Source organism: Sphaerisporangium rhizosphaerae (assembly GCF_042665155.1).
Taxonomy (GTDB): Bacteria; Actinomycetota; Actinomycetes; order Streptosporangiales; family Streptosporangiaceae; genus Sphaerisporangium; species Sphaerisporangium rhizosphaerae.
Map to the genome: position 1 here is coordinate 158921 of NZ_JBHTCG010000004.1, position 21681 is coordinate 180601.

General features: G+C 72.9%; 19 protein-coding genes. 8 read left to right on the forward strand and 11 right to left on the reverse strand.

Annotated elements, in window-relative coordinates:
- Positions 1-62 precede the first annotated feature (62 nt).
- Positions 63-1568 carry an SPFH domain-containing protein gene (locus ACFQSB_RS07830; RefSeq protein WP_380825246.1) on the reverse strand — a complete coding sequence of 502 codons (1506 nt, stop codon included), beginning with the start codon at positions 1566-1568 and terminating at the stop codon, positions 63-65.
- 35 nt (positions 1569-1603) lie between these two features.
- Positions 1604-1813, reverse strand: a complete 210-nt coding sequence (locus ACFQSB_RS07835; RefSeq protein ID WP_354842634.1) for a hypothetical protein — start codon at positions 1811-1813, stop codon at positions 1604-1606.
- 292 nt (positions 1814-2105) lie between these two features.
- On the opposite strand from ACFQSB_RS07835, the gene ACFQSB_RS07840 reads away from it, so the two are divergent.
- The gene (locus ACFQSB_RS07840) at positions 2106-4169 is read left to right on the forward strand and encodes an NAD(P)-binding protein (RefSeq protein WP_380825249.1); all 2064 of its coding nucleotides are present in this window, start codon (positions 2106-2108) and stop codon (positions 4167-4169) included.
- Positions 4170-4202: 33 nt separating this feature from the next.
- Here ACFQSB_RS07840 and ACFQSB_RS07845 read toward each other — a convergent pair whose 3' ends face one another.
- Entirely contained in the window at positions 4203-5264 is a 1062-nt protein-coding gene (locus ACFQSB_RS07845) for an acyltransferase family protein (RefSeq protein ID WP_380825252.1), read from the reverse strand.
- Between the two features lie 373 nt (positions 5265-5637).
- Positions 5638-7095 carry an arabinofuranosidase catalytic domain-containing protein gene (locus ACFQSB_RS07850; protein WP_380825254.1) on the reverse strand — a complete coding sequence of 486 codons (1458 nt, stop codon included), beginning with the start codon at positions 7093-7095 and terminating at the stop codon, positions 5638-5640.
- Positions 7096-7464: 369 nt separating this feature from the next.
- On the opposite strand from ACFQSB_RS07850, the gene ACFQSB_RS07855 reads away from it, so the two are divergent.
- Genes ACFQSB_RS07855 through ACFQSB_RS07865 form a run of 3 tightly spaced genes read left to right on the forward strand, consistent with a single transcriptional unit; the run spans position 7465 to position 9432 of the window.
- A complete protein-coding gene (locus tag ACFQSB_RS07855) occupies positions 7465-7806 on the forward strand; it encodes a DUF6597 domain-containing transcriptional factor (protein WP_380825255.1) in 342 nt (113 codons plus the stop codon).
- Positions 7803-8270, forward strand: coding sequence for a helix-turn-helix domain-containing protein (locus ACFQSB_RS07860; protein ID WP_380825256.1), 468 nt, complete (start codon positions 7803-7805; stop codon positions 8268-8270). The genes ACFQSB_RS07855 and ACFQSB_RS07860 overlap by 4 nt, the downstream gene beginning before the upstream one ends.
- The gene (locus ACFQSB_RS07865) at positions 8263-9432 is read left to right on the forward strand and encodes a cytochrome P450 (protein WP_380825258.1); all 1170 of its coding nucleotides are present in this window, start codon (positions 8263-8265) and stop codon (positions 9430-9432) included. Before ACFQSB_RS07860 ends, ACFQSB_RS07865 begins: the two co-directional genes overlap by 8 nt.
- A 58-nt stretch (positions 9433-9490) precedes the next feature.
- Here ACFQSB_RS07865 and ACFQSB_RS07870 read toward each other — a convergent pair whose 3' ends face one another.
- A complete protein-coding gene (locus ACFQSB_RS07870; RefSeq protein WP_354842652.1) occupies positions 9491-10315 on the reverse strand; it encodes an SDR family NAD(P)-dependent oxidoreductase in 825 nt (274 codons plus the stop codon).
- Positions 10316-10425: 110 nt separating this feature from the next.
- On the opposite strand from ACFQSB_RS07870, the gene ACFQSB_RS07875 reads away from it, so the two are divergent.
- The 4 genes from ACFQSB_RS07875 to ACFQSB_RS07890 are packed head-to-tail and all read left to right on the forward strand — an operon-like array spanning position 10426 to position 14519.
- Positions 10426-13188 carry a sensor histidine kinase gene (locus ACFQSB_RS07875; RefSeq protein WP_380825261.1) on the forward strand — a complete coding sequence of 921 codons (2763 nt, stop codon included), beginning with the start codon at positions 10426-10428 and terminating at the stop codon, positions 13186-13188.
- Complete coding sequence (locus ACFQSB_RS07880) at positions 13185-13592, forward strand: roadblock/LC7 domain-containing protein (protein ID WP_248963046.1); 408 nt, start codon at positions 13185-13187, stop codon at positions 13590-13592. The genes ACFQSB_RS07875 and ACFQSB_RS07880 overlap by 4 nt, the downstream gene beginning before the upstream one ends.
- 44 nt (positions 13593-13636) lie before the next feature.
- On the forward strand, positions 13637-13963 hold the full coding sequence (locus tag ACFQSB_RS07885) for a DUF742 domain-containing protein (RefSeq protein WP_354842658.1): 327 nt from the start codon (positions 13637-13639) through the stop codon (positions 13961-13963).
- Positions 13944-14519: a GTP-binding protein gene (locus ACFQSB_RS07890; RefSeq protein ID WP_354842661.1), complete on the forward strand. Its 576-nt coding sequence runs from the start codon at positions 13944-13946 to the stop codon at positions 14517-14519. The genes ACFQSB_RS07885 and ACFQSB_RS07890 overlap by 20 nt, the downstream gene beginning before the upstream one ends.
- Positions 14520-14649: 130 nt before the next feature.
- Here ACFQSB_RS07890 and ACFQSB_RS07895 read toward each other — a convergent pair whose 3' ends face one another.
- The 6 genes from ACFQSB_RS07895 to xylA form a co-directional block, all read right to left on the reverse strand.
- Positions 14650-15009, reverse strand: a complete 360-nt coding sequence (locus tag ACFQSB_RS07895; RefSeq protein WP_380825264.1) for a DUF742 domain-containing protein — start codon at positions 15007-15009, stop codon at positions 14650-14652.
- The gene (locus ACFQSB_RS07900) at positions 15009-15395 is read right to left on the reverse strand and encodes a roadblock/LC7 domain-containing protein (protein WP_380825265.1); all 387 of its coding nucleotides are present in this window, start codon (positions 15393-15395) and stop codon (positions 15009-15011) included. Before ACFQSB_RS07900 ends, ACFQSB_RS07895 begins: the two co-directional genes overlap by 1 nt.
- Before the next feature lie 2 nt (positions 15396-15397).
- Complete coding sequence (locus ACFQSB_RS07905; RefSeq protein ID WP_380825266.1) at positions 15398-18055, reverse strand: nitrate- and nitrite sensing domain-containing protein; 2658 nt, start codon at positions 18053-18055, stop codon at positions 15398-15400.
- Between the two features lie 177 nt (positions 18056-18232).
- Positions 18233-18925, reverse strand: coding sequence for a DUF998 domain-containing protein (locus ACFQSB_RS07910; protein ID WP_380825268.1), 693 nt, complete (start codon positions 18923-18925; stop codon positions 18233-18235).
- Positions 18926-19114: 189 nt separating this feature from the next.
- Positions 19115-20488: a xylulokinase gene (gene xylB, locus ACFQSB_RS07915; RefSeq protein WP_380825269.1), complete on the reverse strand. Its 1374-nt coding sequence runs from the start codon at positions 20486-20488 to the stop codon at positions 19115-19117.
- Positions 20485-21636: a xylose isomerase gene (gene xylA, locus ACFQSB_RS07920; RefSeq protein WP_354918341.1), complete on the reverse strand. Its 1152-nt coding sequence runs from the start codon at positions 21634-21636 to the stop codon at positions 20485-20487. Before xylA ends, xylB begins: the two co-directional genes overlap by 4 nt.
- Positions 21637-21681: the final 45 nt, after the last annotated feature.

Here is a 21681-nt window from a genome sequence, read left to right on the forward strand (position 1 = left end):
GGCGGGGCCGGGCGCGCCGTCGTGCGCGCCCGGCCCCGTCCGGGTGACCGGGAGTCCTTGAGCTACTTCTCCAGGGGGACGGTGCCGTTGACGGCCGTCTCGGGGGCGGCGGGGGCGCCGTTCAGGTTGGGCGGGGTGGCGCCGGACAGCAGGGAGCGGGCCAGGCCGAGGCCGGTGCCGCCGAGGGTCAGCGCCTTGGCCAGCAGCTCCTCGACGCCCTGGGCGCCGTTCAGGACGACCATGTGGTCGACGTTGCCGAACGCCTTGGAGCCGGCCTCGACGATCGCCGGCCAGTTCTCGGCCAGCTGCTGGGCGATGACGGCCTCCTGGTTCTCCGAGAGAGCCTGCGAGCGGGCCCTGATCGCCTCGGCCTCCGCCAGGCCCTTGGCCTTGGCCGCCTCGGCCTCGGCCAGGCCGCGCGCCTTGGCCGCCTCCGCCTCCGCCAGGCCGCGCGCCTGGGCGGCGGCCGCCTCGCCCTCACCGGTGGCGCGGGAGGCCGCGCCGGCCGCCTCGGCGCGCAGCCGCACCGACTCGGCCTCGGCGGCGGCGGCCTGCTTCACCTGGGACGCCTGCGCGACGGCGCGCAGCTCGGTCTCCCTGGCCTCGGCCTCGGCCTGGGCGATGCGGGCGTCGCGCTCGGCCTGGGAGAGGGTGACCGTCTCGTAGGCCTTGGCGTCGGCGGGCTTGCGGACCTGCGACTGGAGCCGCTGCTCGGCCAGGTTGGCCTCCAGCTCGGCGGCGCGGGTCTCCTGGACGACGACCTCCTGGCGGGCCGTGGCCTCCGACAGCGGGCCGGCCTGCCGGGCCTTGGCCGACGCCTGGTCGACCTCGGCCTGGTAGCCCGCCTGCTGGATCTGGGACTCGCGGATGGCCGCGGCCTTCTTGGCGGCGGCGACCTGCTCGGCCTCGGTGGCCTCCTGGTCGCGCTGGGCCTCGGCGATGCGGGCGGAGGCGGCGACCTTGGCGGCGTGCGGCTTGCCGAGGTTGAGGATGTAGCCGGTCTCGTCGTCGATCTCCTGGATCTGCAGGGAGTCGACGACCAGGCCGAGCTTGCTCATCTCGTCGGCGGCGCTGCTGCGGGTCTCGCCGGTGAGCCGTTCGCGGTTGAGGATGAGGTCCTCGACGGTGAGGTTGCCGATGATCGAGCGCAGGTGGCCGGTGAACAGCTCGTGGATCGCCCCGCTCATGCTGTCCTGCTGGTCCAGGAAGCGGCGGGCGGCGTTGGCGATGGAGACGAAGTCGTCGCCGACCTTGTAGATGATCACGCCGCGCACCTGGACCGGGATGCCCTGCTGGGTCACGCAGTTGACCTGGAGGTTGGTGGCGCGGCTGTCGAGCCGCAGGCGGCGCGCGGTCTGGAAGCCCGGGATGACCGCCGTGCCCTTCCCCGTGATGATCTTGAAGCCCAGGCTGTCGGCCAGTTCGTTCCTCGTGTGGGCGCCGAGGCCGGAGATGATGAGCGCCTCGTTCGGCTCGGCGACCCGCCACACGGCCTTGAACAACAGGACCAGGACGACGAACAGGACGACGATGCCGCCGGCCCAGAAGGCCAGCTCCGTACCGGTCATGTGTGTTGACCTCCGAGATGAGGGGGGTGGGAGAGTCAGACGATCGCGCGCGCCACGTAGACGGTGCGTGGTGGCGAGTACTCGACGACGATGATGATCGTTCCCACCGGGATCTCCTCTTCGGGCACGCTGGGATGGGCATAGAAGGCCTCAACGCCCCCGCGTATCGGCACCAGCACCTCGCCCACAAGGCCCGGCCCGATCTTGCCGGTGACCCTGCCCTGTCTGCCCACCACGTGCAGCACACCCCGTCGTCATGCATCGACCCGAGAACGCGAACGTTACCCCGTTTGCCCCGTATCTTCATCGCCTGGCGAGAAGCCCCCTGGCATTTCGCGGCGACTCCGATTCGTTCGCGCGAATCGTCTTCGTCCGGCCCAACGAACCAGGTGTTCGCGGCGTTCCCCACATGAGGCACGATCACCATCAAAGCGGGATGCCGCGCCCGTAGGGCCCACGCAATGAACCCGAAAAGACTCGGCTCGCCGCCCGCGACATGCGCCTTGTTCCATTGCGCGCGGGGTGAGGATCGGCGGAATGACGGCTCATTTCCCTCCCGGCGGACGATCCCCCGCGACCTCGGACCGCGCGTCCGGAGGCGACCGGAGCGCCGGACCGTGGACGGGACGCGCGATCAGCCGCAGGGCGTTCCTGGACGGCGTCACGACGGCCGCCGCGTGCGCCGCCTTCGCCTCCCCCACCGGCCCGGCGTCCGCCGGTACGCCCCCCGGCCCGGCCGGCGACCCGGGCGGACCTTCACCGTCCCCCGGAGACGGGACGCGCCCGGGACACGGGCGCGCACGGCCGCACCCGGCCGCGCTGCAAGGGCTGCGAGGGGACACCCCGGACGCCACCGGCGTGGCGCGCGCCCTGCACGACGGCAGGTTCTGGGAGCGCGTGGACGCGCCACGGCCGCCCGGGGAGAGCTACGACCTGGTCGTCGTCGGCGCCGGCATCAGCGGTGTCACCGCCGCCTACACCTGGGTGCGGCGCCACCCCGGGGCGCGGGTGCTCATCCTCGACGGCCACGACGACATCGGCGGGCACGCACGCCGCACCGAGTTCCACCCCGCCGGGCGGGCCGGACCGCTGGTCGCGCACGGCGGCGCCCGCGCGCTCTACGCCCCCTCCGCCTGGCCGCCGCAGGCACGGGAGCTCCTGGCCGACCTCGGCGCCGAACCCGGCAGGTTACGCGCGCACGCCGAACCGGGCCTGTATCCGGGTCTCGGCATGCACGAAGGGGTCTTCTGCGACCGGGAGACCTACGGCGCCGGCGCCGACCGGCTGGTGACCCTGCGCCCGGGCAGGTCGACCGCCGAGTGGGTCGCCGAGTTGCCGATCGCCGCGCAGGCCGGGAGGGACCTGGTCATGCTCTACGACGACCCTCCCGACTGGTTCCCGGGCCTGTCCGGCGAGGACAAGAAGCGGCGGCTCGCCGGGCTGAGCTACACGGGCTTCCTGCGGGAGGTCTGCCGCGTCCACCCCGACGCCGTCGCGTTCTGCCGGACGATGCCCACCGCGACCCGGGCCCATGGCGCGGACGCGCTGGGCGCCATCGACGCCTGGGCCGCCGCGGACCGCCACGCCTATCCGGGTTTCGCCGGACTCGGGCCGGCCGGCTCGGCGCCCTCGCCCCGCGACCCGGCGCGGGCGGCCGGACGACGGGCGGGCGACGACGCCGAGGTGCCTTGCCTGCCCGAGGGCCCGCAGTCCCTGGTGCGCGCGATGGTCGGCCGCATGGTGCCGGGATTCGCGGGGACCACGGCGCTGGAGGACATCACCACCACGTGGTTCGACTACGGCGCCCTGGACCGGCCGTCCAACCGCGTGCGGGTGCGGCTGTCCAGCCCGGTGGTGCTGGTGCGCAACGACGGGGATCCCCACAGCGCCGCCTCGGCCACCGTGGGGTACTTCGACGGCCACCAGGTCCGCACGGTCCGGGCCGGCGCCGTGATCATGGCCTGCTGGGCGGCGGCGATCCCACACATGGTGCGCGACCTGCCCGCCGCCCAGAGGGACGCGATGCGGCAGGCGGTGCGGATGCCGGTGGTGTGCGCCACGGCGCAACTGCGGGCATGGCACGCCTTCCGCGAGGCCGGCGTCCACCGCGTCCGGTTCACCGGGGCGTTCTGGGCCGCCGCCGAACTCGCCCCGCCGATCGGCGCCGGCTCCTACCGGTTCCCGCGCCGCCCGGACGAGCCGATCACCGTCCACCTCGTGCACGCCCCGGCCCCGCCCGGCATGGCTCCGGCGCAGGCGGCGGAGGCCGGGCGCCGCGCACTGGCGCTCACGCCGTACGCGGCGCTGGAGTTCACCGTCAGGGAACAGCTCGCCCGCCTGCTCGGCCCGTTCGGCTTCGACGCCGCCCGCGACGTGGAGGGACTCACGGTGAACCGGTGGGGGCACGGGTACGCCCGCGAGCACGCCCGGCCGTGGGACGCCTCCGCCCCCGGCGCGCCGCTCCCGGCGGACACGGCGCGGCGGCGCTTCGGGCGCATCGCGATGGCCGGCGCGGACACGGCGCCCGGCGGGGACGCCGGCGCGGCCGTCAGCGCGGCCCACCGCGCGGTACGCGACCTGTCGGACGCGGCCCCGGCATGAACCCGGAGGTGACCCAGCACGAACCGGACGAGGTCAGCGTGAGGGCCGGGGGCGGCGGATGGCGGTGAAGGCCCACGACAGGTCAGGCTCCACGGCCCAGCGGAACAGGCGGCGCACCGGCGGCGTGCACAGCACGGTGGCCAGGACCACGCCGAACGCGGCCACCAGGGCGACGCCCCACGGGGTGCGCAGCCCCGCGTCGTATCTCTCCAGCACCTTCACCGCGAAGCCGTGCAGCAGGTAGGCGTACATCGTGGCCGCGCCGAGCCCGGAGAACCAGGTGCGGCGCGCGGGCGTGACGGCCAGGAACGCGGCCACCAGCACCGCGCCCGCCGACAGCATCGCCAGCCGGATCACACTGCCCGTGAGGTCGTTCACGCCGATCTTGGCGTTGCTGTGCCGCCAGCGGATCCACTCGGTCGCGACGTCGGCGTGCACGGCGAACGCGACCGCCAGCCCCGCCACCAGGAGCACGGCGCCGGCCACCCGCACCCACGGGCGCTTGAGGAGCTCCAGGTGCTCGGGACGGATCATCAGCCCCAGCACGTAGAAGGGCAGCAGGCCGAGCGTGCGGTTCATCGACAGCTCGTCGGGCAACTCGCTCATGCCGCCGAGCAGGGACAACCCCACCGCCACGGCGAGCGGCCGGCGGAGCTGCTGCCACACCGGGGTCGACAGCCGCCACATGAACAGCGACATCAGAAACCAGGTGAGGTAGTACGGGTCGAGCAGGCTGATGTCGAGCTTGCCGTACATGACCAGGCGCGGCAGCGAGTACGCGAGCTCGAAGATCACGTACGGCAGCGCGAGCTGGGTGATCAGCTTGCGCGCCTTGCCCGGCGAGAAGGTGAAGTTCCGCGACAGGTAGCCGCTCAGCGTGATGAACAGCGGCATGTGGAAGGTGTAGCCGAAGAAGTAGATGGCGTGCGCGGCCGGGACGTCCCGCAGGTCCTCGATGAGGTGCCCCGTCACGACGAGGAGGATCGCCAGGTACTTGGCGTTGTCCAGGAACGGGTCCCGGGCGGCCCTGGCCGCGCGGACGGCGGTGGCCGGGGCGTCGGGCAGGGCCGGAACGGCGGGGGTGGCGGCGGTCACAGCCCACGCACCCTAACGAGACGGCCTGGGAACCCGTTGAACGGCGGATGGCCCTTGGGCGAACAGTGCGACACCCCCCGGCCGTACAGGCCCCGTCGTCATCCCAGGAGTGGACGGTCCCGCCCGGCCGGCAGGTGGGCGGTCCAGGTGTGACCGCCCACCCGTGGCGCTCGGTCCGTGACGGACGTCGCGGCAGAAGATCGTCCCCTACCCGGGGAGCGGGTAGGGGACGACAGGGAAGCCGGGCCCGCGTCGGGCACCGGTACGCCGGAACGACCGAACGGGCTCGGAGCCCCCAACACAAATGATCTTTGTTGTGGTCCGATCTCTCGCCGCGGCGATCACGGGAGGGCGGACATGGCGCGGCCGAAGCTCAGCTGCGCAGCGTCCACCGCTGGTTGGCCTGGCCGTTGCAGGCCCACAGGATGAGTTTGGTGCCGTTGGCGGTGCCGGCCGCGTTGGCGTCCAGGCACAGCCCGGACTGCACCCCGGTGATGGTGCCGTTGGAGTTGACGTTCCACTGCTGGTTGGCCTGGCCGTTGCAGTCCCAGATGATCACCTGGGTGCCGTTGGCGGTACCGCCCCCGTTGGCGTCCAGGCACTTGTTGCCGTACACCTGCAGTTGCTTGCCCGAGGTGGAGGTGAAGCGCTGGTTGGTGCCGCTCCCGCAGTCCCAGATCTGCACCTGGGTGCCGTTGGTGGTGCTGGAGTTCGGCACATCGACGCACCGGCCGGACTGGCCGCCCACGATCTGGGAGCCCTGCTGCGGGTTGCCGCCGCCCGCCGGCGCGTAGCCCGCGGCGGTGATGTTGGCCTGGACGGCGTTCTCGGTGGCGGCGGTCGGATAGCCGGAGGTCAGCACGCCCTCGAAAAAGGTGCCGCGGCCGGAGACGCTGTTGTCGCCGCCGATGCCGAGCAGGATGGCGCCTTCCTTCTTCATCGGGTTGTAGCCGTTGGGGCGCCGTCCGTCGAAGTAGTTCGTCAGGCCGCCCGACTGCGCGTCGCCGCCCCGGATCGCCCAGTGGTTCGGCTCCCCCTTGACCATGGCCGTGACGAAACGGTGGTTGATCGACGCGAGGGTGTTGTGGCCCGCGTTCACCCCGGAGAACAGCCCCCACTCCAGGTCGGCCATGATCCAGGGGCCGGCTCCGTCCCCGTAGCCCCACTGCTTGTCGGCGCCGAAGTAGACGGTCTCCATGATGGCGGGGGCGTCGGCCTGGCCGTCGGTCTGCGCGTTGCCGTAGTCGAAGCAGCACCACTGGTTGTAGTGCGTGCCGTCGACGACCGCGTAGATGCCCTCCGGCTGGTCGCCGGTCGCCACACCGTTGGTGTTGTTGTTGCGGTAGCCGGTGCCGGGCTCCACGCGGACGCCGTAGGCCTTCTGGCCGCCGATGGTGATCGGCGCGGCGGTCGCGTTCGCGAGGTTGTCCCATCCGCCCGCGGCCGGACCCTTCCAGTAGCCGGGAGGCGCCTGGGTGAGGCGGTTGTTGCGGCCGGACTGGTCGTAGAGGATGGTGATGAGGCAGGTCGTGCCGGAGCAGAACGAGTCCTGGGCGGCGGCGTCGACGACGCCGCCCGCGCTCTGGACACCGATGTCGCGGGTGGTGTTGTCCGAGGCGCGCCTGACCTGGTACAGCGGGCCGCTGTAGGCGCCGTACAGCGCACGGGTCGTGCTGTGCGCCGCCACACACGGCGTACCGCCCGCGGCGTAGATGTCACACGGGCCGGTGGTGGCGGCCCGGGCCGTGCCACCGCCGACCAGGCAGGCGGTGGCGAGCAACGCGCTCGCCCCGGTCGCGAGCGCCCTTCTCAGGCTTCCGAACAGCATCATGCCTTCTTCTCTCGATCAGGGATCATGGGACGGCACCGCCACAGCAGCCTGTTCAGATGAATGTTAGCGCTAACATTCATCCCCGATCGAACCGATTCGCTGTTGACGGGATAGTGCGGAGTCAATGCATTGAAGGCCCCGGCGTCAAGAAGGCGGATCGGATCTCCCGGACGCCTCGGGGGTGCCGTCAGCGCGCCGCCTGCCTCTTCCCGTGGCGCGTTCGGCGCTGTTGCGATGAGATGTCGTGAAACTTTCATCGCGGTCCGCCGGATGGTGAGCCGCCGCCCGCCTCACCCACTGCCGTCCTCGGGCTGGGCCCGCGCCGGTCGGTCGCTGGCGAACGCGGCGGCCACCGGGTTGACTGCACGGGTGACCGCATTGCCCGTCCCTGCCGACCTGACCCACCTCGTGGCCGCGACCTGGGTGCTCGACGGCGACACGGTGCCGAGAGGGTTGCCGCACCCCACCGTCGACCTGCTGGTCATGCCCGACGGGGCGTGCCGGCTGGCCGGGCCGGAGACGCGGGGCCGGCAAGGGGCGCTGCCCGGGGGCGGACCGCTGGTGGGGGTGCGGCTGCGACCAGGGACGGTGACCGGACTGTTCGGGGTGGCGGCCGACGAGGTGCCGCTGACGGGGACGCCGCTCGAGGTCGGGCGGCTCGACGGGTCGGCGACCGAACGGCTCGGCGAGGCGGCGACCGAAGGTCGGTGAGCGAGCGGCTGGGCGGGTCGGTGAGCGAACGGCTGCGCGGGGCGTTGGCGTTGGTGCGGGCGCGGGCGCGGGCCGGGCGATGCCAGGTGGACGAGCGCGTGCTCATCGTGCTGGCGGCCATGCACGCGGAGCCGGGTGCGCCGGTGGACCGGCATGCCGCCCGGGCGGGGTTGTCCGGGCGGCACCTGCGGCGGCGGTTCGGGGTGGCGGTCGGGCTGCGGCCCAAGTCCTACGTGCGGGTGGTCCGGCTGCACCACGCGCTCGCCGCCGCGCGCGCCGCGGTGGCCAAGGGGGAGCGCCCCGACTGGGCGGACATCGCCGTGCGCAGCGGCTGCTACGACCAGTCACACCTGCTCGCCGAGTTCCGGCACGCCGTGGGGGCCCCGCCGGCCACGTTGCTGCCGGACGTCCGTTTTCTCCAAGCCTCGGCCGGCCGGGGGCCACGACACTCGACGCATGGCTGATGACGCTGTCGGGGAGATCCTCGACTGGTACCGGGAGACCGCACGGGACGGTACCGCCGGGGACGGGGTGCGTTTCGTCGAACCGCTGGGCGCCTGGGTGGTCCACGGTCACGCCGAGGTGAGGCAGGTTCTCACCGACCACTCGGTGTTCTCCTCCGACGAGCTGCGCTACAGCGCCCGGCCCGTGCCGCACCGGGACAATCCGCTTCTCGGCGGCCTGTCCGCGATGGACCCGCCCCGGCACCACGTGCTGCGCCGTCTGGTCGGCCGGGCCTTCACGCCCCGCGCGATCCAGGCGCTCCTGCCCTCGATCGCCGGCACCGTGCGGACGCTGCTGACCGATGTGGACGGCGAGTTCGACGTGATCGGCCGGCTCGGCCACCCGTTGCCGGTGCGCACCATCGCCGCGCTGCTCGGAGTCCGGGCGGACCGGCAGGCCGACTTCGTGCGCTGGAGCGAGGCGATCACCTCCTTCGCCGGCTCGTTCACCGAGGACCCGGCGCGCCGGGCCGCCTTCCGCACCGCACGCGCCGAACTGGGCGAGTACCTGCGGGAGGTGTTCGCCGAGCACCGCGCCCGGCCCCGAGGCGACGTGATCGACACCCTGCTGGCCGCCGAGCCGGACGGCGGCCGGCTCTCGGAGGAGGAGCTGGTCGACTTCTGCACGCTCCTTCTCGTCAACGGCCACGAGAGCACCAGGACCCTGCTGGTCAACACCGTGCTGTGCCTGGCGGCCCACCCCGGCGCACTGGCCCGGCTGCGCGCCGACCGCGCGCTGGTACCCGGCACCGTCGAGGAGGTGCTGCGGTTCCTGCCCCCGGTCGGCGGCACCGACCGGTTCACCACCGGCCCGGCCGGCATCGCCGGGCACGCCATCGACACCGGCCGGCGCGTGGTCGCCATGGTCCTGTCGGCCAACCGGGACCCCCGGGTGTTCGCCGAGCCGCACGAGTTCCGGCCCGGCCGGACGCCCAACGAGCACCTTTCCTTCGGCCACGGCGCGCACTTCTGTCTCGGCGCGCACCTGGCCCGGCACGAGGCCGCGATCGCGGTGCGCGCGCTGCTGGACCGCTTCCCCGCGCCGTGGTCGGTGAGCCGGATCATGACCGGGCGCACTCCGGTCGGCATCGACGTGCTCGATCTGGCGCTGGCCGCCCCGTAGGGGGAGGCCGGCGCCCGGGCCGGGCCGGTGGCGCGGCGCGGGCCGTCGTCAGGTGCGGTCAGGTGCGGTCGGGGGTGGACAGGCCGGTGGCGGCGCGGCTGGTCTCCCAGAGGGCGGCGGCCAGGGTGGGGTCGGTCATGGACCTGCTCGCCGAGGCGAGGGCGCTCTTGGCGAAGAAGCGGCCGGAGTGCTCGACGCCGTCGGGCGTGGTGGCCAGGTGGACGAGCGTGCTCGCGGCCTGCTCGGGCGAGCGGGCGACGCCGGGGACCATCAGCACCGCCTTCATGTAGAGGCTGTCGGGCGCGAACCCCGTCTTGACGACGCCGGGGTGGAAGCAGGTGGCGTTCACTCCCCGTCTGGCGAGCTCGACGGTGAACAGCACGTTGGCCTGCTTGGTGTCGCCGTACTGCAGCCAGGCGGACCACCGCCGGTGCGCGCGGTCGATGTCGCGGGGGTCGAGCCGGCCGGTGCGCGCGGCGGCGGAGGAGGTGGTGACCACCCTGCCGCCGGACGCGGTGATCCGGTCGAGCAGCAGGTTGGTCAGCAGGAACGGCGACAGGTGGTTGACCTGCGCCATCACCTCGTGCCCGTCGCGGGTCGTCCGCCGCTTGGCGGACATGACGCCGGCGTTGTTGGCCAGCACGTCGATGCGCTCGTAGCGGTCCAGCAGGTCGGCGGCCAGGCGGGTGACGTCCTCGAAGGAGGTGAAGTCGGCCACGGCGACATCGGGGCGGCGGCCGGAGACGGCGGCGACGCGGTCGGCGACGGAATCGAGCTTGGCGCGCGAGCGGCCGACGATGACGACATCGTGACCGGCTCTGGCCAGCGCCTCCGCAGCAGCTGCCCCAATACCCGCACTCGCCCCAGTAACGACAGATATCATCTGATCCTCCAGTACGCGCAAACTGTATCGGTGCTAGCCTGCTGTGCGATCTTCCGGAGGTGCATTTCCCCCCAAATGCGGCAGAGCCTCCAAGCGATGCAGGAGTGACCATGAGTTCCCGAAAGCGGTCCATCCGAGTCAAGATTTTCGCGTTGCTGCTTCTGCCGTTGCTATCGCTCAGCGCCCTGTGGGGGTTCGTCCTCAATCTGACCGTCGGTGATGGCATCGCCCTCATGCGGGCGAACACGATCTATCAGAGTGTGGGCGTCACTTCAACAGATCTGGGACTCCAGATTCAGAGTGAGCGCGCCCTGTCCGCCGAGGCCCTCAGCGTACGGCTCGACGACCAGAACAAGCTGGCCGCCCAGCGCCACACCACCGATGTCTCCCTGGAGAAGTTCCGCGCCGCCGCGACGGAGGACGGCGCCCGCGGCGCGCTCACCGACGCGATGAGCAACTCCATCGACTCCCTGATCGACGAGCTGCAGGGCCTGCCGAACATCCGGGCCAACGTCGACACCGCGCAGTCCAACCGCCTGGAGACCATCCAGGCATACAACCGCGTCATGGACGCGCTGTTCACCGTCTTCACCCGCATGACCTCGGTGCCCGACCTCGCGGTCTTCGAGCAGGCCGCGGCGATGCAGGGCATGGGCAACGTACGCGAGATCATCGCGCGGGAGAACGCGCTGGTCGGCGGGGCCCTGCGCTCCGGGGGCCTGACCCACCCCGAGTTCTCCGCCTTCGCCGAATGGGCCGCCAACCGGCGCTTCCAGCAGGCCAAGAGCATGGCCGCCCTCGACCCCGAGCTGCGCAGGCCCTACGAGGAGGTCGTCGCCTCCTCGACCTACAAGCGCTTCGCCTCCATGGAGCAGGACCTCTTCGGCAGGATCCACACCGGCGGCCCGCTACCGGACACGCTCGGCAAGTGGCAGCCGATCATCGACAACCTCTCCACGACGCTCGACCAGGTCGCCGTCAAGGCGACCCGCGTCCTGGCCGACCGGGCCAAGACCATCGCCACCGGCATCCTGATGCGCATCATCCTGGCCGGCGGCCTCGGTCTGGTGGCGGTCATCGCCTCGATCGTCATCTCGGTGCGATTCGGCCGCCGCCTGGTGCGCGAGCTGGCCGACCTGCGCAACTCCGCCCGCGAACTGGCCGACGTCCGGCTGCCGCGCGTCGTCGACCGGCTGCGCCAGGGCGAGGAGGTCGACGTCGAGACCGAGGCGCCGCCCATCACCGGCGGCGACTCCTCCGAGGTCAGCGACGTGGCGCAGGCGTTCAGCTCGGTGCAGCGCACCGCCGTGGAGGCCGCCGTCCAGCAGGCCGCCCTGCGCCAGGGCGTCAGCCAGGTGTTCCTCAACCTCGCTCGCCGCAAGCAGGGGCTGCTGCACCGCCAGCTCAGGCTGCTGGACACCATGCAACGCCGCACGAACGAGCCGGAGGCGCTGGAGGGCCTGTTCCAGCTCGACCACCTCACCACCCGCATGCGCCGCCACGCCGAGAGCCTGATCATCCTGTCCGGCGCCGCGCCCGGCCGGGCCTGGCGCAAGCCGGTGCCCGTGGTCGACATCGTGCGCGCCGCCGTGGCCGAGGTGGAGGACTACACCCGGGTCAACCTGTATCCCCTGCCGGACGCGCACATCAACGGGGCCGTCGTCGCCGACGTCATCCACCTGATCGCCGAGCTGATCGAGAACGCGACGATGTTCTCGCCGCCGCAGACCACGGTGCAGGTGCGCGGTGACGTGGTGGGCAACGGCTTCGTCGTCGAGATCGAGGACCGCGGCCTCGGCCTGTCCCCGGAGGAGTACAAGGCGGTCAACGAGCGGCTGGCCGAGCCGCCGGAGTTCGACCTGGCCGACAGCGACCGGCTCGGGCTGTTCGTCGTCGGCCAGCTCGCCGCGCGCAACGGCGTGAGCGTGGTGCTGCGCGGCTCCCCCTACGGCGGCACGACGGCCATCGTGCTGGTCCCGAAGCACCTGATGGCCGACCCGTCGGCGGGCGGTTCCGCGGCCCCGGCCGAGACCGGCGCCGGGCACGCCGGCGAGCCGCGGCACGGCCGGACGTCCAGGCCCGTGACCGGGCCCGCCGTCCCCGAGCCCGCGGCCGGCGGATCTCCGTTCTTCACACCCTCGCACGAGCGGTCCGGTGACCCGGCCCCGCCCGCGCTGACCGTGATCCCCGGCATCGCCGACACCGGCCCGATCGCCCTGAACGGCGGCAGGGCCGCGGACGCCGGCGCCCCGCCGGTCCCGGAGGCGGGCGCGCCCTCCGCCGGGATCGCCGGATCGGCCTCTCCTCGCGACGCGCGCGAGGCGTCGTCCCAGGGCGCCGGGGAGGCCTCCCCACGCGACGGGGGCGAGGCGTCCACCCGGCCACCGCGTCCGGGCGCCTCGAACGGCACGCCGTCCTCGCGCACCAGCGCGCCGAACGGCACGCACCGGGGCCTGCCGCGGCGGGTGCGTCAGGCGAACATGGCCCCGCAGCTTCGCGAGAACACCGGCCCGCTGGCCGCGCCGACCCCTCTGCCCGCCCCGACCGGCGAGGCGGGACAGGCGGCCGGAGCCCCGGGAGCCGCCGAGCGCTCGCCGGACGAGGCGCGCGCGATGTTCTCCGCCTTCCAGCACGGCGGCCGGCGCGGGCGGCTGGAAGCCGAGCGAGAAGTGCCGGAGAGTTCCGCGACGGGCGAACCCCGGCCCGCGGCGCCCTCCAGCAGGGGCGACGTCGACAACCCCCTGCCCCGGCGGACATCGGGGCCCGGTCGGAGCGCCACCGACCGGCCTGACGAGGGTGACCAAACGCACGAGCTGCGCAACCATAGTGAGGGTTACGTACAGCAGACGAGTGGCGAGAAGGGTGACGAATGACCGGCAATGTCTCGTCGAACGGCGAACTGAACTGGCTCCTCGACGATCTCATCAGCAGGGTCGCGGCCGTGCGGCAGGCGGTCATCCTCTCGACCGACGGACTGGTCGTCGGCGCGTCCAAGGGGTTCAGCCGGGAGGACGCCGAACACCTGTCGGCCGTGGCGTCGGGCTTCCAGAGCCTCGCCCGCGGCGCGGGCCGTCACTTCGGCGGCGGCGAGGTGCGCCAGACCATCGTCGAGATGGAGTCGGCCTTCCTCTTCGTGACCGCCGCCGGCACCGGGACCTGCCTGGCGGTGCTCAGCAGTTCGGACGCGGACGTGGGCCACATCGCCTACGAGATGGCGATGCTCGTCAAGCGCGTCGGCCAGCACATCTCGACCAACCCCCGGCGGACATTGTCATGAAGACGCGCGGAGAGCAGTGGATCGACGAGGAGGCGGGGCCCATCGTGCGGCCCTACGCCCTCATCCGCGGCCGCACCCGCTCATCGGCCGACGATCTCGACCTGATCGCTATGGTCACGGCGACCGGGTCTCCCTACACTGGCGAGGCCGGTCTGGGCCCGGAGGAGCTCCGCATCCTCGAGCTCACCGACCGGCCGATGTCGGTCGCGGACATCGCCTCCGAGATCGACCTGCCGCTCGGCGTGGTCCGGGTCCTCCTCGGCGATCTCCACGATCACGGCATGATCAGCGTTCGGCCGCCCGCCCACGCGGGACCGCGTCCGAACGAGCGCATTCTCAAGGAAGTGATCAATGGCCTACGAGCACTCTGAGGAGCCCGTCGCCCTCAAGATACTGGTGGCGGGCGGCTTCGGCGTGGGGAAGACCACGCTGGTCGGGGCGATCAGCGAGATCCGCCCCCTGCGCACCGAAGAGGTCCTGTCCGACCGCGGCATCGGCGTCGACGACATCGACGGCGTGGAAGGCAAGACCACCACGACGGTCGCCATGGACTTCGGCCGGATCACCATCCGCGAGGGCCTGGTGGTGTACCTGTTCGGCACCCCCGGGCAGGAGCGGTTCTGGTTCATGTGGGACGAGCTGTCCTACGGCGCGCTCGGCGCGGTCGTCCTGGCCGACACCCGGCGCCTGACCGACTGCTTTCCCTCCATCGACTACTTCGAGCAGCGCGGCACGCCCTTCATCGTCGCGGTGAACTGCTTCGACGAGGCCGAGCAGCACGAGCCGGAGGACGTCCGCATCGCGCTCGACCTGGACCCGGGCATCCCGGTGATCCTGTGCGACGTCCGGCGCCGCGCCTCGGCGAAGGTCGTGCTGGTCACCCTGGTCGAGCACGCCCTTCGCACCCTCACCCCCGCCGCCGGATAGGAGCCCGCCGCGCGGCGACGGCCGCGCGCCGACCCCGGCGGACGGTTTCCACGCCGCCGCGGACCTTGGCACCGGATCTCGGTCACAGGGCCTGGACGGTTCTCGGTCGAAGGGTCCCGGACGGTTCCGGTCAGAGGGCCTGGATGCCCTTGATGACCTCCTGGAGGAGGGCCGCCCTGGGGTTGCGGGTGCTCGGCGCCTGCGGGCGGGCCTGGACGGCGCCGCAGGACACCAGATCCGCGAGCAGCAGGCGGACGAGGCCGAGGGGCAGGTCGATGTCGGCGGCGACCTCCACCAGAGGACGGGGCTCCTGGACGAGCCCGAGCAGCCGGTGGTGCTCGGGGCCCAGGTCGGCGCCGGAGGGGGGCGTCCCGGTGGCGGCGAGGTGGGCCAGCAGGTCGAACGCCTCGGCGGGCGGCGGCGTCCTGCCCTTGGCGAGTGCGTACGGCCGCACCACCGGACCGTCGTCGATCACCTCGGACTCGTCCATCACACGGCGCCTCTCGGGTGGGTGCCGAGGTGCCGGCCGACCCCGGCGACCAGGCGGGCCATCTCGTAGGCGACGACGCCCGCGTCGGCCTGCATCATGCTCAGGACCGCCAGGCAGCTGCCGTTGCCGGCCGAGGTGACGAACAAAAGCGCCGACTCCATCTCCACGATGGTCTGACGGACCGCGCCGCCCTGGAACCGCAGGCTGGCGCCCTTGGCCAGGCTCTGGAAGCCCGCCGCGACGGCCGACAGGTGTTCGGCGTCCTCGCGTTCGAGACTGCTCGACGCGGCCACGCGCAGGCCGTCGTTGGACAGGATGATCGCGTGCCGCACGTCGGTCACCCGGGCCACGAAGTCGTCGAGAAGCCAGTGCAGTTCGGTCGACATCGTCACACCTCCTCACCGTCTGGCCGGTCGCCGGCCCTGCCCCGCCGCCAGCCGAGCTGGAGCGAGTCGAACAACGCCCTGGACTCCTCGGGCGATCGCTCCACGGGCGTCCCCGCGACCGCCGCCGAGCCGCCGTGCTCATCCCGCGCGTGGCCGTCGCCCCGCTCCGCCTCCCGCGCGTGGCCGTTGCCCCGCTGCTCGTCCCATGCGTGGCCGTCGCCCCGCTGTTCCTCCCGGGGATGACCGTTGCCCCGCTGTTCCTCCCGGGGGTGACCGTTGCCCCGCTGATCCTCTCGCGGGTGGCCGCCGTGGGCCGCCGGCACGGCCGGGCCGGAATGCCCCTTCTGCGGGCGCAGCTGCGGGGCCAGGCTGGCCTGCCGGGTGCGCCGCGGGAGGGCCCCCTTGCCCGGCGCCGCCGGGCGGGACGCGGGCGGCGGCTGCGGCGCCGGCGCATCGGGCGATCGCGCCGCGTCCGCCCGTTCCGGTGCGTGCTGCCACGGCCGGGCCATCGGGCCGGAGGTCTCCTCGCGCGGCAGGCGCGGTCCGGGGTCCAAGGAGCGCGGGCCGGTCGGCTCGGGAGCGCCCTGTGTCAGGGGCGCGGGCGGCTCGGGGGCGTCGTGCGTCAGCGGCGCGGACGGATCGGCGGCCTCCTGGGGCCGGGACGCCTCCGTCGCGGGGGCGGTTCTGGTGCGGACGGGCAGGCCGGAGGGCGGGCTCGCCGGCCGCTCGTCGAAGAAGGACCTGGCACGCGCGGCGGGCAGGATCGCGGTCCGCGCGGGCGGCGGGGTGGGCCGCACGGGCGTGGCCGCCGGCCGCTCGGGCATCGTGATCAGCCGGTCGGGGAGCAGGATGATCGCGGTCGTGCCCCCGTAGGGCGACGCGCGCAGCTCGACCCGGATGTCGTGGCGGGCGGCGAGCCGGCCGATGACGAACATGCCCAGGCGCTTGGTGTCGGCCGGGTCGAACTCGGCCGGACGCGCCAGCTTCTCGTTCAGCGCGTCGCGCTCCCCGGCCGTCATGCCGAGCCCGCGGTCCTCGATCTCGACGGCGAAGCCCCGCGCCACCATCTCGCCGTTCACCGTGACCTCGGTGTTCGGCGGGGAGAACGAGGTGGCGTTCTCGATCATCTCCGCGCACAGGTGGATGACGTCGGCGACCGCGTTGCCGACGATCATCACCTCGGGCATCGGGTGGACGCGGACCCGCGTGTAGTCCTCGACCTCGCCGACCGCCGCGCGCAGCGCGTCCATCACCGGCACCTCCTGGCGGAAGGTGCGGCCCGGCGAGGCCCCCGACAGGATGACCAGGCCCTCGGCGTGCCGCCGCATGCGGGTGGTGAGGTGGTCGACCCGGAACAGGTCGCGCAGCGTCTCGGGGTCCTCGGCGTGCCGCTGCATGCCGTCCAGGAGCCGGAGCTGGCGCTGGAGCAGCGACTGGCTGCGCCGGGCGAGGTTGCGGAACGCCTCGCCGACGGCGTCGCGGAGCCGGGTCTGCTCGACGGCGGCCCGCACGGCGGTGCACTGGACGCTGCTGAACGCCGCGGTGAGCTCGCGCACCTCGGTGGTGGTGGCGGTGCTGACCAGCGGCGGCACCTCCACGGCGGTGTCGACCTCCTCGCCCGCGCGCAGCCGCTCGACGACGCGCGGCAGGCGCACGGTCGCCAGGTCGGCCGCGGCGGTCCGCAGGTCGCCGAGCTCCCGGGTCAGCCGGCGTCCCACGCGGAAGGCGACCAGGAGCGAGCTGACGACGGCGATGAGCCCGAGCGCGCCCGCGAGGCCGGCCCGCACGAAGGAGGCCATGGCCACCGGCTCGGCGCCGGCGGCGAGCGCGGCGCCGGCGCGGGTGAGCGTGCCCTGGTAGGAGCCCTCCACCCGGTCGGTGATCGTCCGCCAGGTCTTGTGGGAGAAGGTGCGGCCCTCGCCGAGGACGATGTCGTTCTCCAGGGTGGAGAAGCGCCGGTACTCCTCCGAGCGCGCCAGCGCGGCGAACGGCGCGCGCACGGAGGGCTCGAGCTCGGCCATCCCCTGGTCGAACAGGAACCGGCGGGTGGTGGCCAGCGCGGAGAAGGTCCTCAGCTCGCCGGGGTTGAGCGGCCGGTTCTCGATCATCGCGCCGGCGGCGAGCGCCCGCTCGCGCGAGAGGTGGTCCTTGGCGTACGCCATCGCGGTCAGGCTCTGCGACTGGTGGAACAGTTCCAGGCCGCCGGTGAGAGACATGCTGACGACCAGCTTCTGCATGGCGTCGGGGACCATGGCGTAGTCGCGGGTCAGCGTCACCAGGTCCATGGCCCCGCTGTCCACGGACGCGCGGGTGGCGTCGAGCTTGTCGACCACGGCCATCACATCGGCGAACCGCGCGCGCATCTCGGGCGTGGCGAGCCTGGACTGCGCGGTCTCGGTGAGGGCGAGCCTGCGCATCCGCTGGCGGAGCAGGTCGACCTGCTGGCGCTGGCGCAGCAGCTCGGTCTGGGTCCGTTCGGAGGGGGCGCCGAGGTATTCGGCGGAGAGCAGGTGCTCACGCTGGAGGGCGATCGTCAACTGGTCGCCGGGGTTGCCGATCTCCTCGTACAACGACGACACGGCGAGCAGGTTCAGCGAGTCCCGCGTGGTGACGCTCGTCCCGAAGATCCAGAGGGCGGTCAGCGAGAGGAGCGGGATCACGAGCAAAGCAGAGATCTTGAATCTGATGGACCTGCTCGATGCCATGGCACCTCATCGGTTGGCGGGATGCCGTAAGGGACCGGCAGCCGAGGGTGAAGATCGCCGATGAGGATAGCATTGTGGCGGCTGATTTTCTTGATGCTTCTGTGATATATCGTGAATTAAGCGCTTCTGCGTTTACTGTCGGCTTAACACCGCAGTGGTGTTTCGTGCGCCACTTGTAGCGTTTTCCATGGTCGCGGCCATCGCCATGATCGTGGCGATGCGCGTCCGCGCCGGCAGGGCGACGCGCACCAGTTGCACGGCGGAAAAGGCGAGAATGGCGACTTCGACCGCGAGCAGAGCCCACTCCGCCACACCGATCAGAACCTGGTGCCCGGGAAGGGCTACATAGGTGAGCACGGCGAGCCCGCCGCCCGCGCCCAGCGCCAGCCATTCCAGCGGACGGGCCAGCGCCGCCCACCGCGCGTCCTCGCCGAACCGCCGTGCCATCAGCGCCGCGGCGGCGGCCATGCTGATCAGTGCCAGCGCCATCAGCGCGTCCGCGACCCCCGCGACCGGCACGACGGCCGCGCCCATCAGCGACACCGCCCACGCCAGCAGCAGCCGCTCCGGCCACCCCGCGAGCGGCGCCGCGACGGCGCGCATGCCGGCCAGCAGTCCCAGCGTGGCAAGGCCGACCAGGGCCAGCACCGGCTCGGTGACGCCACCGGGCTCCAGCGCGGCGGCGCGGCCGATGGTGAGGTCCAGGACGCCCGAAGGGGTGCCGACGCGGCCGGCCGCCATCGTGAGCGACGCGGCCAGCAGCGCCGCGATCGACGCGGCGAGCATGCCCGCTCCGGCGGCCAGGGGGTAAAGCCTTCTCAGCATGGTCCAAGACTGTCCCGGAACGGCCGTCTCGAACATCCGGTGCCGTCCCTGAACGACCCCTGAGGCGATCTCGGGGTCCCTCAGGGTCCTCCCCCGCCTGCCGTGGCCGGTCCCGGGGACGTCCGCCGGTCGCGGGGACGCTCGCCCGCCGTGGGTGCCGGGGCCCGGCGTGCGGGCCCCGGCACCGGGTCAGACGGCGGCGGCCGCCTCCGCGTACCGGGCGCGGACGCCGGGCGCCGGGTCGGCCTCGTAGACCTCCGGCTCGCCCGCCAGCCACGCCGGCGGCTCGGCGGTGCCGCTGAGCAGCCACGCGGCCTGGCGGGCCGCGCCGTCGGCGACGTACTCGCCCGGCTCGGGCACCACGACGGGACGCCCGAAGACCGCGGGCGCGATCTGGCGCACGGCCCGCGACCGGGCGCCCCCGCCGATCAGCAGGATGCGCCGCGGCTCGACGCCGAGCGCGTCCAGCCCGTCGGCCAGCCCGCACAGCATGCCCTCCACGGCGGCCCGCGCGAAGTGCGCCGGCGTGGAGTTGGCCAGCCGCAACCCGTGCACCGAGCCGGTGGCGTCCGGCTTGTTCGGGGTCCGCTCGCCCTCCAGGTAGGGCACCAGCACCAGCCCGTCCGCGCCGGGGGGCGCCTGCAGGGCGAGATCGCCCAGCTCGTCCAGGCCGACGCCCAGCATCCGCGCCGCCGCGTCGAGCACCCGGGCGGCGTTCAGCGTGCACACCAGGGGCAGGAACCGGCCGGTCGCGTCCGCGAAACCCGCCACGGCCCCCGAGGGGTCGTGGCTCGGCTCGCCGGCGCAGGCGAAGACCGTCCCCGAGGTGCCGATGGAGACCGCCACGTCGCCGGGGCCGAGGCCCACGCCGAGCGCGGCGGCCATGTTGTCGCCGGTGCCCGGCGCCAGCATCACCTCACCGGCCCGGCCGGCCTGCGCCGTGGGGCCCAGCACGCGCGGCACCACGGGGGTGTGGCCCATCGCGAGCTTGAGCAGGTCGGGACGGTAGGAGCCCGTGCCCGGCGACCAGTAGCCGGTGCCCGAGGCGTCACCGCGGTCGGTGGTGAGCGCGTTGACGCCCGGCGCGCCGGCCAGCCGCCAGGTGAGCCAGTCGTGCGGCAGGCCCACCGCGGCGGTGCGGGCCGCGTTGTCCGGCTCGTGCTCGGCCAGCCAGCGCAGCTTGGTCACGGTGAAGGAAGCGACCGGGACGCTGCCGACCGCCTCCGCCCACGCCTGCGGCCCGCCGAGCTCGGCCACCAGGTCCTGCGCCGCGCGCGCCGAGCGGGTGTCGTTCCACAGCAGCGCGTCCCGGACCACCTGGCCGTTCTCGTCCAGGCAGACCATGCCGTGCTGCTGGGCGCCCACCGACAGCGCCGCCACGTCCGACAGCCCGCCCGCCTCGGCGAGGGCCCGCTGGAGGGCCTCCCACCAGTGGTCGGGGTGCACCTCGGTGCCGACGGGGTGAGGGGCCCTGCCCTCGCGGACCAGGGCCCCGGTCTCGGCGTCGCGGATGACGACCTTGCAGCTCTGCGTCGATGAGTCGACTCCCGCGACCAGCGTCATCCCCGCACTCCGAGGAGGTGCTCGAGCGCGAGCTGGTTGAGCCGGGTGAAGTGGAAGCCGCGCTCGGCCGCCTTGTCGATGTCGAAGTCGTCGTTGGCCAGGTTCTCGTAGGTCTCACCGGGAGCGAGGGTCGGCTGGGCCAGCTCGGTGACGCGCGAGTCGGTGAGCGCGGCCTGCACCTCGGGGTCGGCGCGGAAGGCGGCCGCCTTCTCCTTGAGGATGAGGTAGGTGCGCATGTTGGCGGCGGCCGAGACCCACACGTCCTCGGCGTCCTCGGTGCGCAGCGGCTTGTAGTCGAAGTGGCGCGGGCCCTCGTAGCCGCCGTTCTCCAGCAGGTCGACCAGGAAGAACGCGCTCTTCAGGTCGCCGTGGCCGAAGACGAGGTCCTGGTCGTACTTCGGGCCGTGCTGGCCGTTGAGGTCGATGTGGAAGAGCTTGCCGTGCCAGAGCGCCTGCGCGATGCCGTGCACGAAGTTGAGCCCGGCCATCTGCTCGTGGCCCACCTCGGGGTTGAGGCCGACCATCTCGGGGTGCTCGAGTTCGCCGATCAGCGCGAGCGCGTGACCGATCGTGGGGAGCAGGATGTCGCCGCGCGGCTCGTTGGGCTTGGGCTCCAGCGCGAAGCGGATGTCGTACCCCTTGTCGAGCACGTACTGGCACAGGATGTCCAGGCTCTCCTTGTAGCGGTCGAGCGCGGCCCGCACGTCCTTGGCGCCGTCGGACTCGGCGCCCTCGCGCCCGCCCCAGCAGACGTAGGTCGTCGCGCCCAGCTCGGCGGCGAGGTCGATGTTGCGGATGACCTTGCGGATCGCGTAGCGGCGGACGTCGCGGTCGTTGCTGGTGAAGCCGCCGTCCTTGAAGACGGGGTGGGTGAACAGGTTCGTGGTCGCCATGGGAACCTTGAGGCCGGTTTCGCTGAGGGCCTGCTTGAAGTTCTGGATGGCCTTGTCGCGGTCGGGCTCGGTGGCGAGGAGGTCGTCGTCGTGGAACGTCACGCCGTAGGCGCCCAGCTCGGCGAGGCGGTGCACGCTGGTCACCGGGTCGAGCGGGGCCCGGCTGGCGTCGCCGAACGGGTCGCGCGCCTGCCAGCCCACCGTCCACAGGCCGAAGGTGAACTTGTCTTCCTTCTTGGGTGTGTACGCGTCCACGGAGTGTCTCCCGATTTAGTCTATGTTGTGGACTAAATACTCTGC

Excerpts from the sequence above, each read along its gene's own strand:
- ACFQSB_RS07830 (WP_380825246.1), bottom strand. The coding sequence starts at position 1,568 with ATGACCGGTACGGAGCTGGCCTTCTGGGCCGGCGGCATCGTCGTCCTG.
- ACFQSB_RS07840 (WP_380825249.1), top strand. The coding sequence starts at position 2,106 with ATGACGGCTCATTTCCCTCCCGGCGGACGATCCCCCGCGACCTCGGAC.
- ACFQSB_RS07850 (WP_380825254.1), bottom strand. The coding sequence starts at position 7,095 with ATGATGCTGTTCGGAAGCCTGAGAAGGGCGCTCGCGACCGGGGCGAGC.
- ACFQSB_RS07865 (WP_380825258.1), top strand. The coding sequence starts at position 8,263 with ATGGCTGATGACGCTGTCGGGGAGATCCTCGACTGGTACCGGGAGACC.
- ACFQSB_RS07870 (WP_354842652.1), bottom strand. The coding sequence starts at position 10,315 with ATGATATCTGTCGTTACTGGGGCGAGTGCGGGTATTGGGGCAGCTGCT.
- ACFQSB_RS07875 (WP_380825261.1), top strand. The coding sequence starts at position 10,426 with ATGAGTTCCCGAAAGCGGTCCATCCGAGTCAAGATTTTCGCGTTGCTG.
- ACFQSB_RS07880 (WP_248963046.1), top strand. The coding sequence starts at position 13,185 with ATGACCGGCAATGTCTCGTCGAACGGCGAACTGAACTGGCTCCTCGAC.
- ACFQSB_RS07890 (WP_354842661.1), top strand. The coding sequence starts at position 13,944 with ATGGCCTACGAGCACTCTGAGGAGCCCGTCGCCCTCAAGATACTGGTG.
- ACFQSB_RS07895 (WP_380825264.1), bottom strand. The coding sequence starts at position 15,009 with ATGGACGAGTCCGAGGTGATCGACGACGGTCCGGTGGTGCGGCCGTAC.
- ACFQSB_RS07900 (WP_380825265.1), bottom strand. The coding sequence starts at position 15,395 with ATGTCGACCGAACTGCACTGGCTTCTCGACGACTTCGTGGCCCGGGTG.
- ACFQSB_RS07910 (WP_380825268.1), bottom strand. The coding sequence starts at position 18,925 with ATGCTGAGAAGGCTTTACCCCCTGGCCGCCGGAGCGGGCATGCTCGCC.
- xylB (WP_380825269.1), bottom strand. The coding sequence starts at position 20,488 with ATGACGCTGGTCGCGGGAGTCGACTCATCGACGCAGAGCTGCAAGGTC.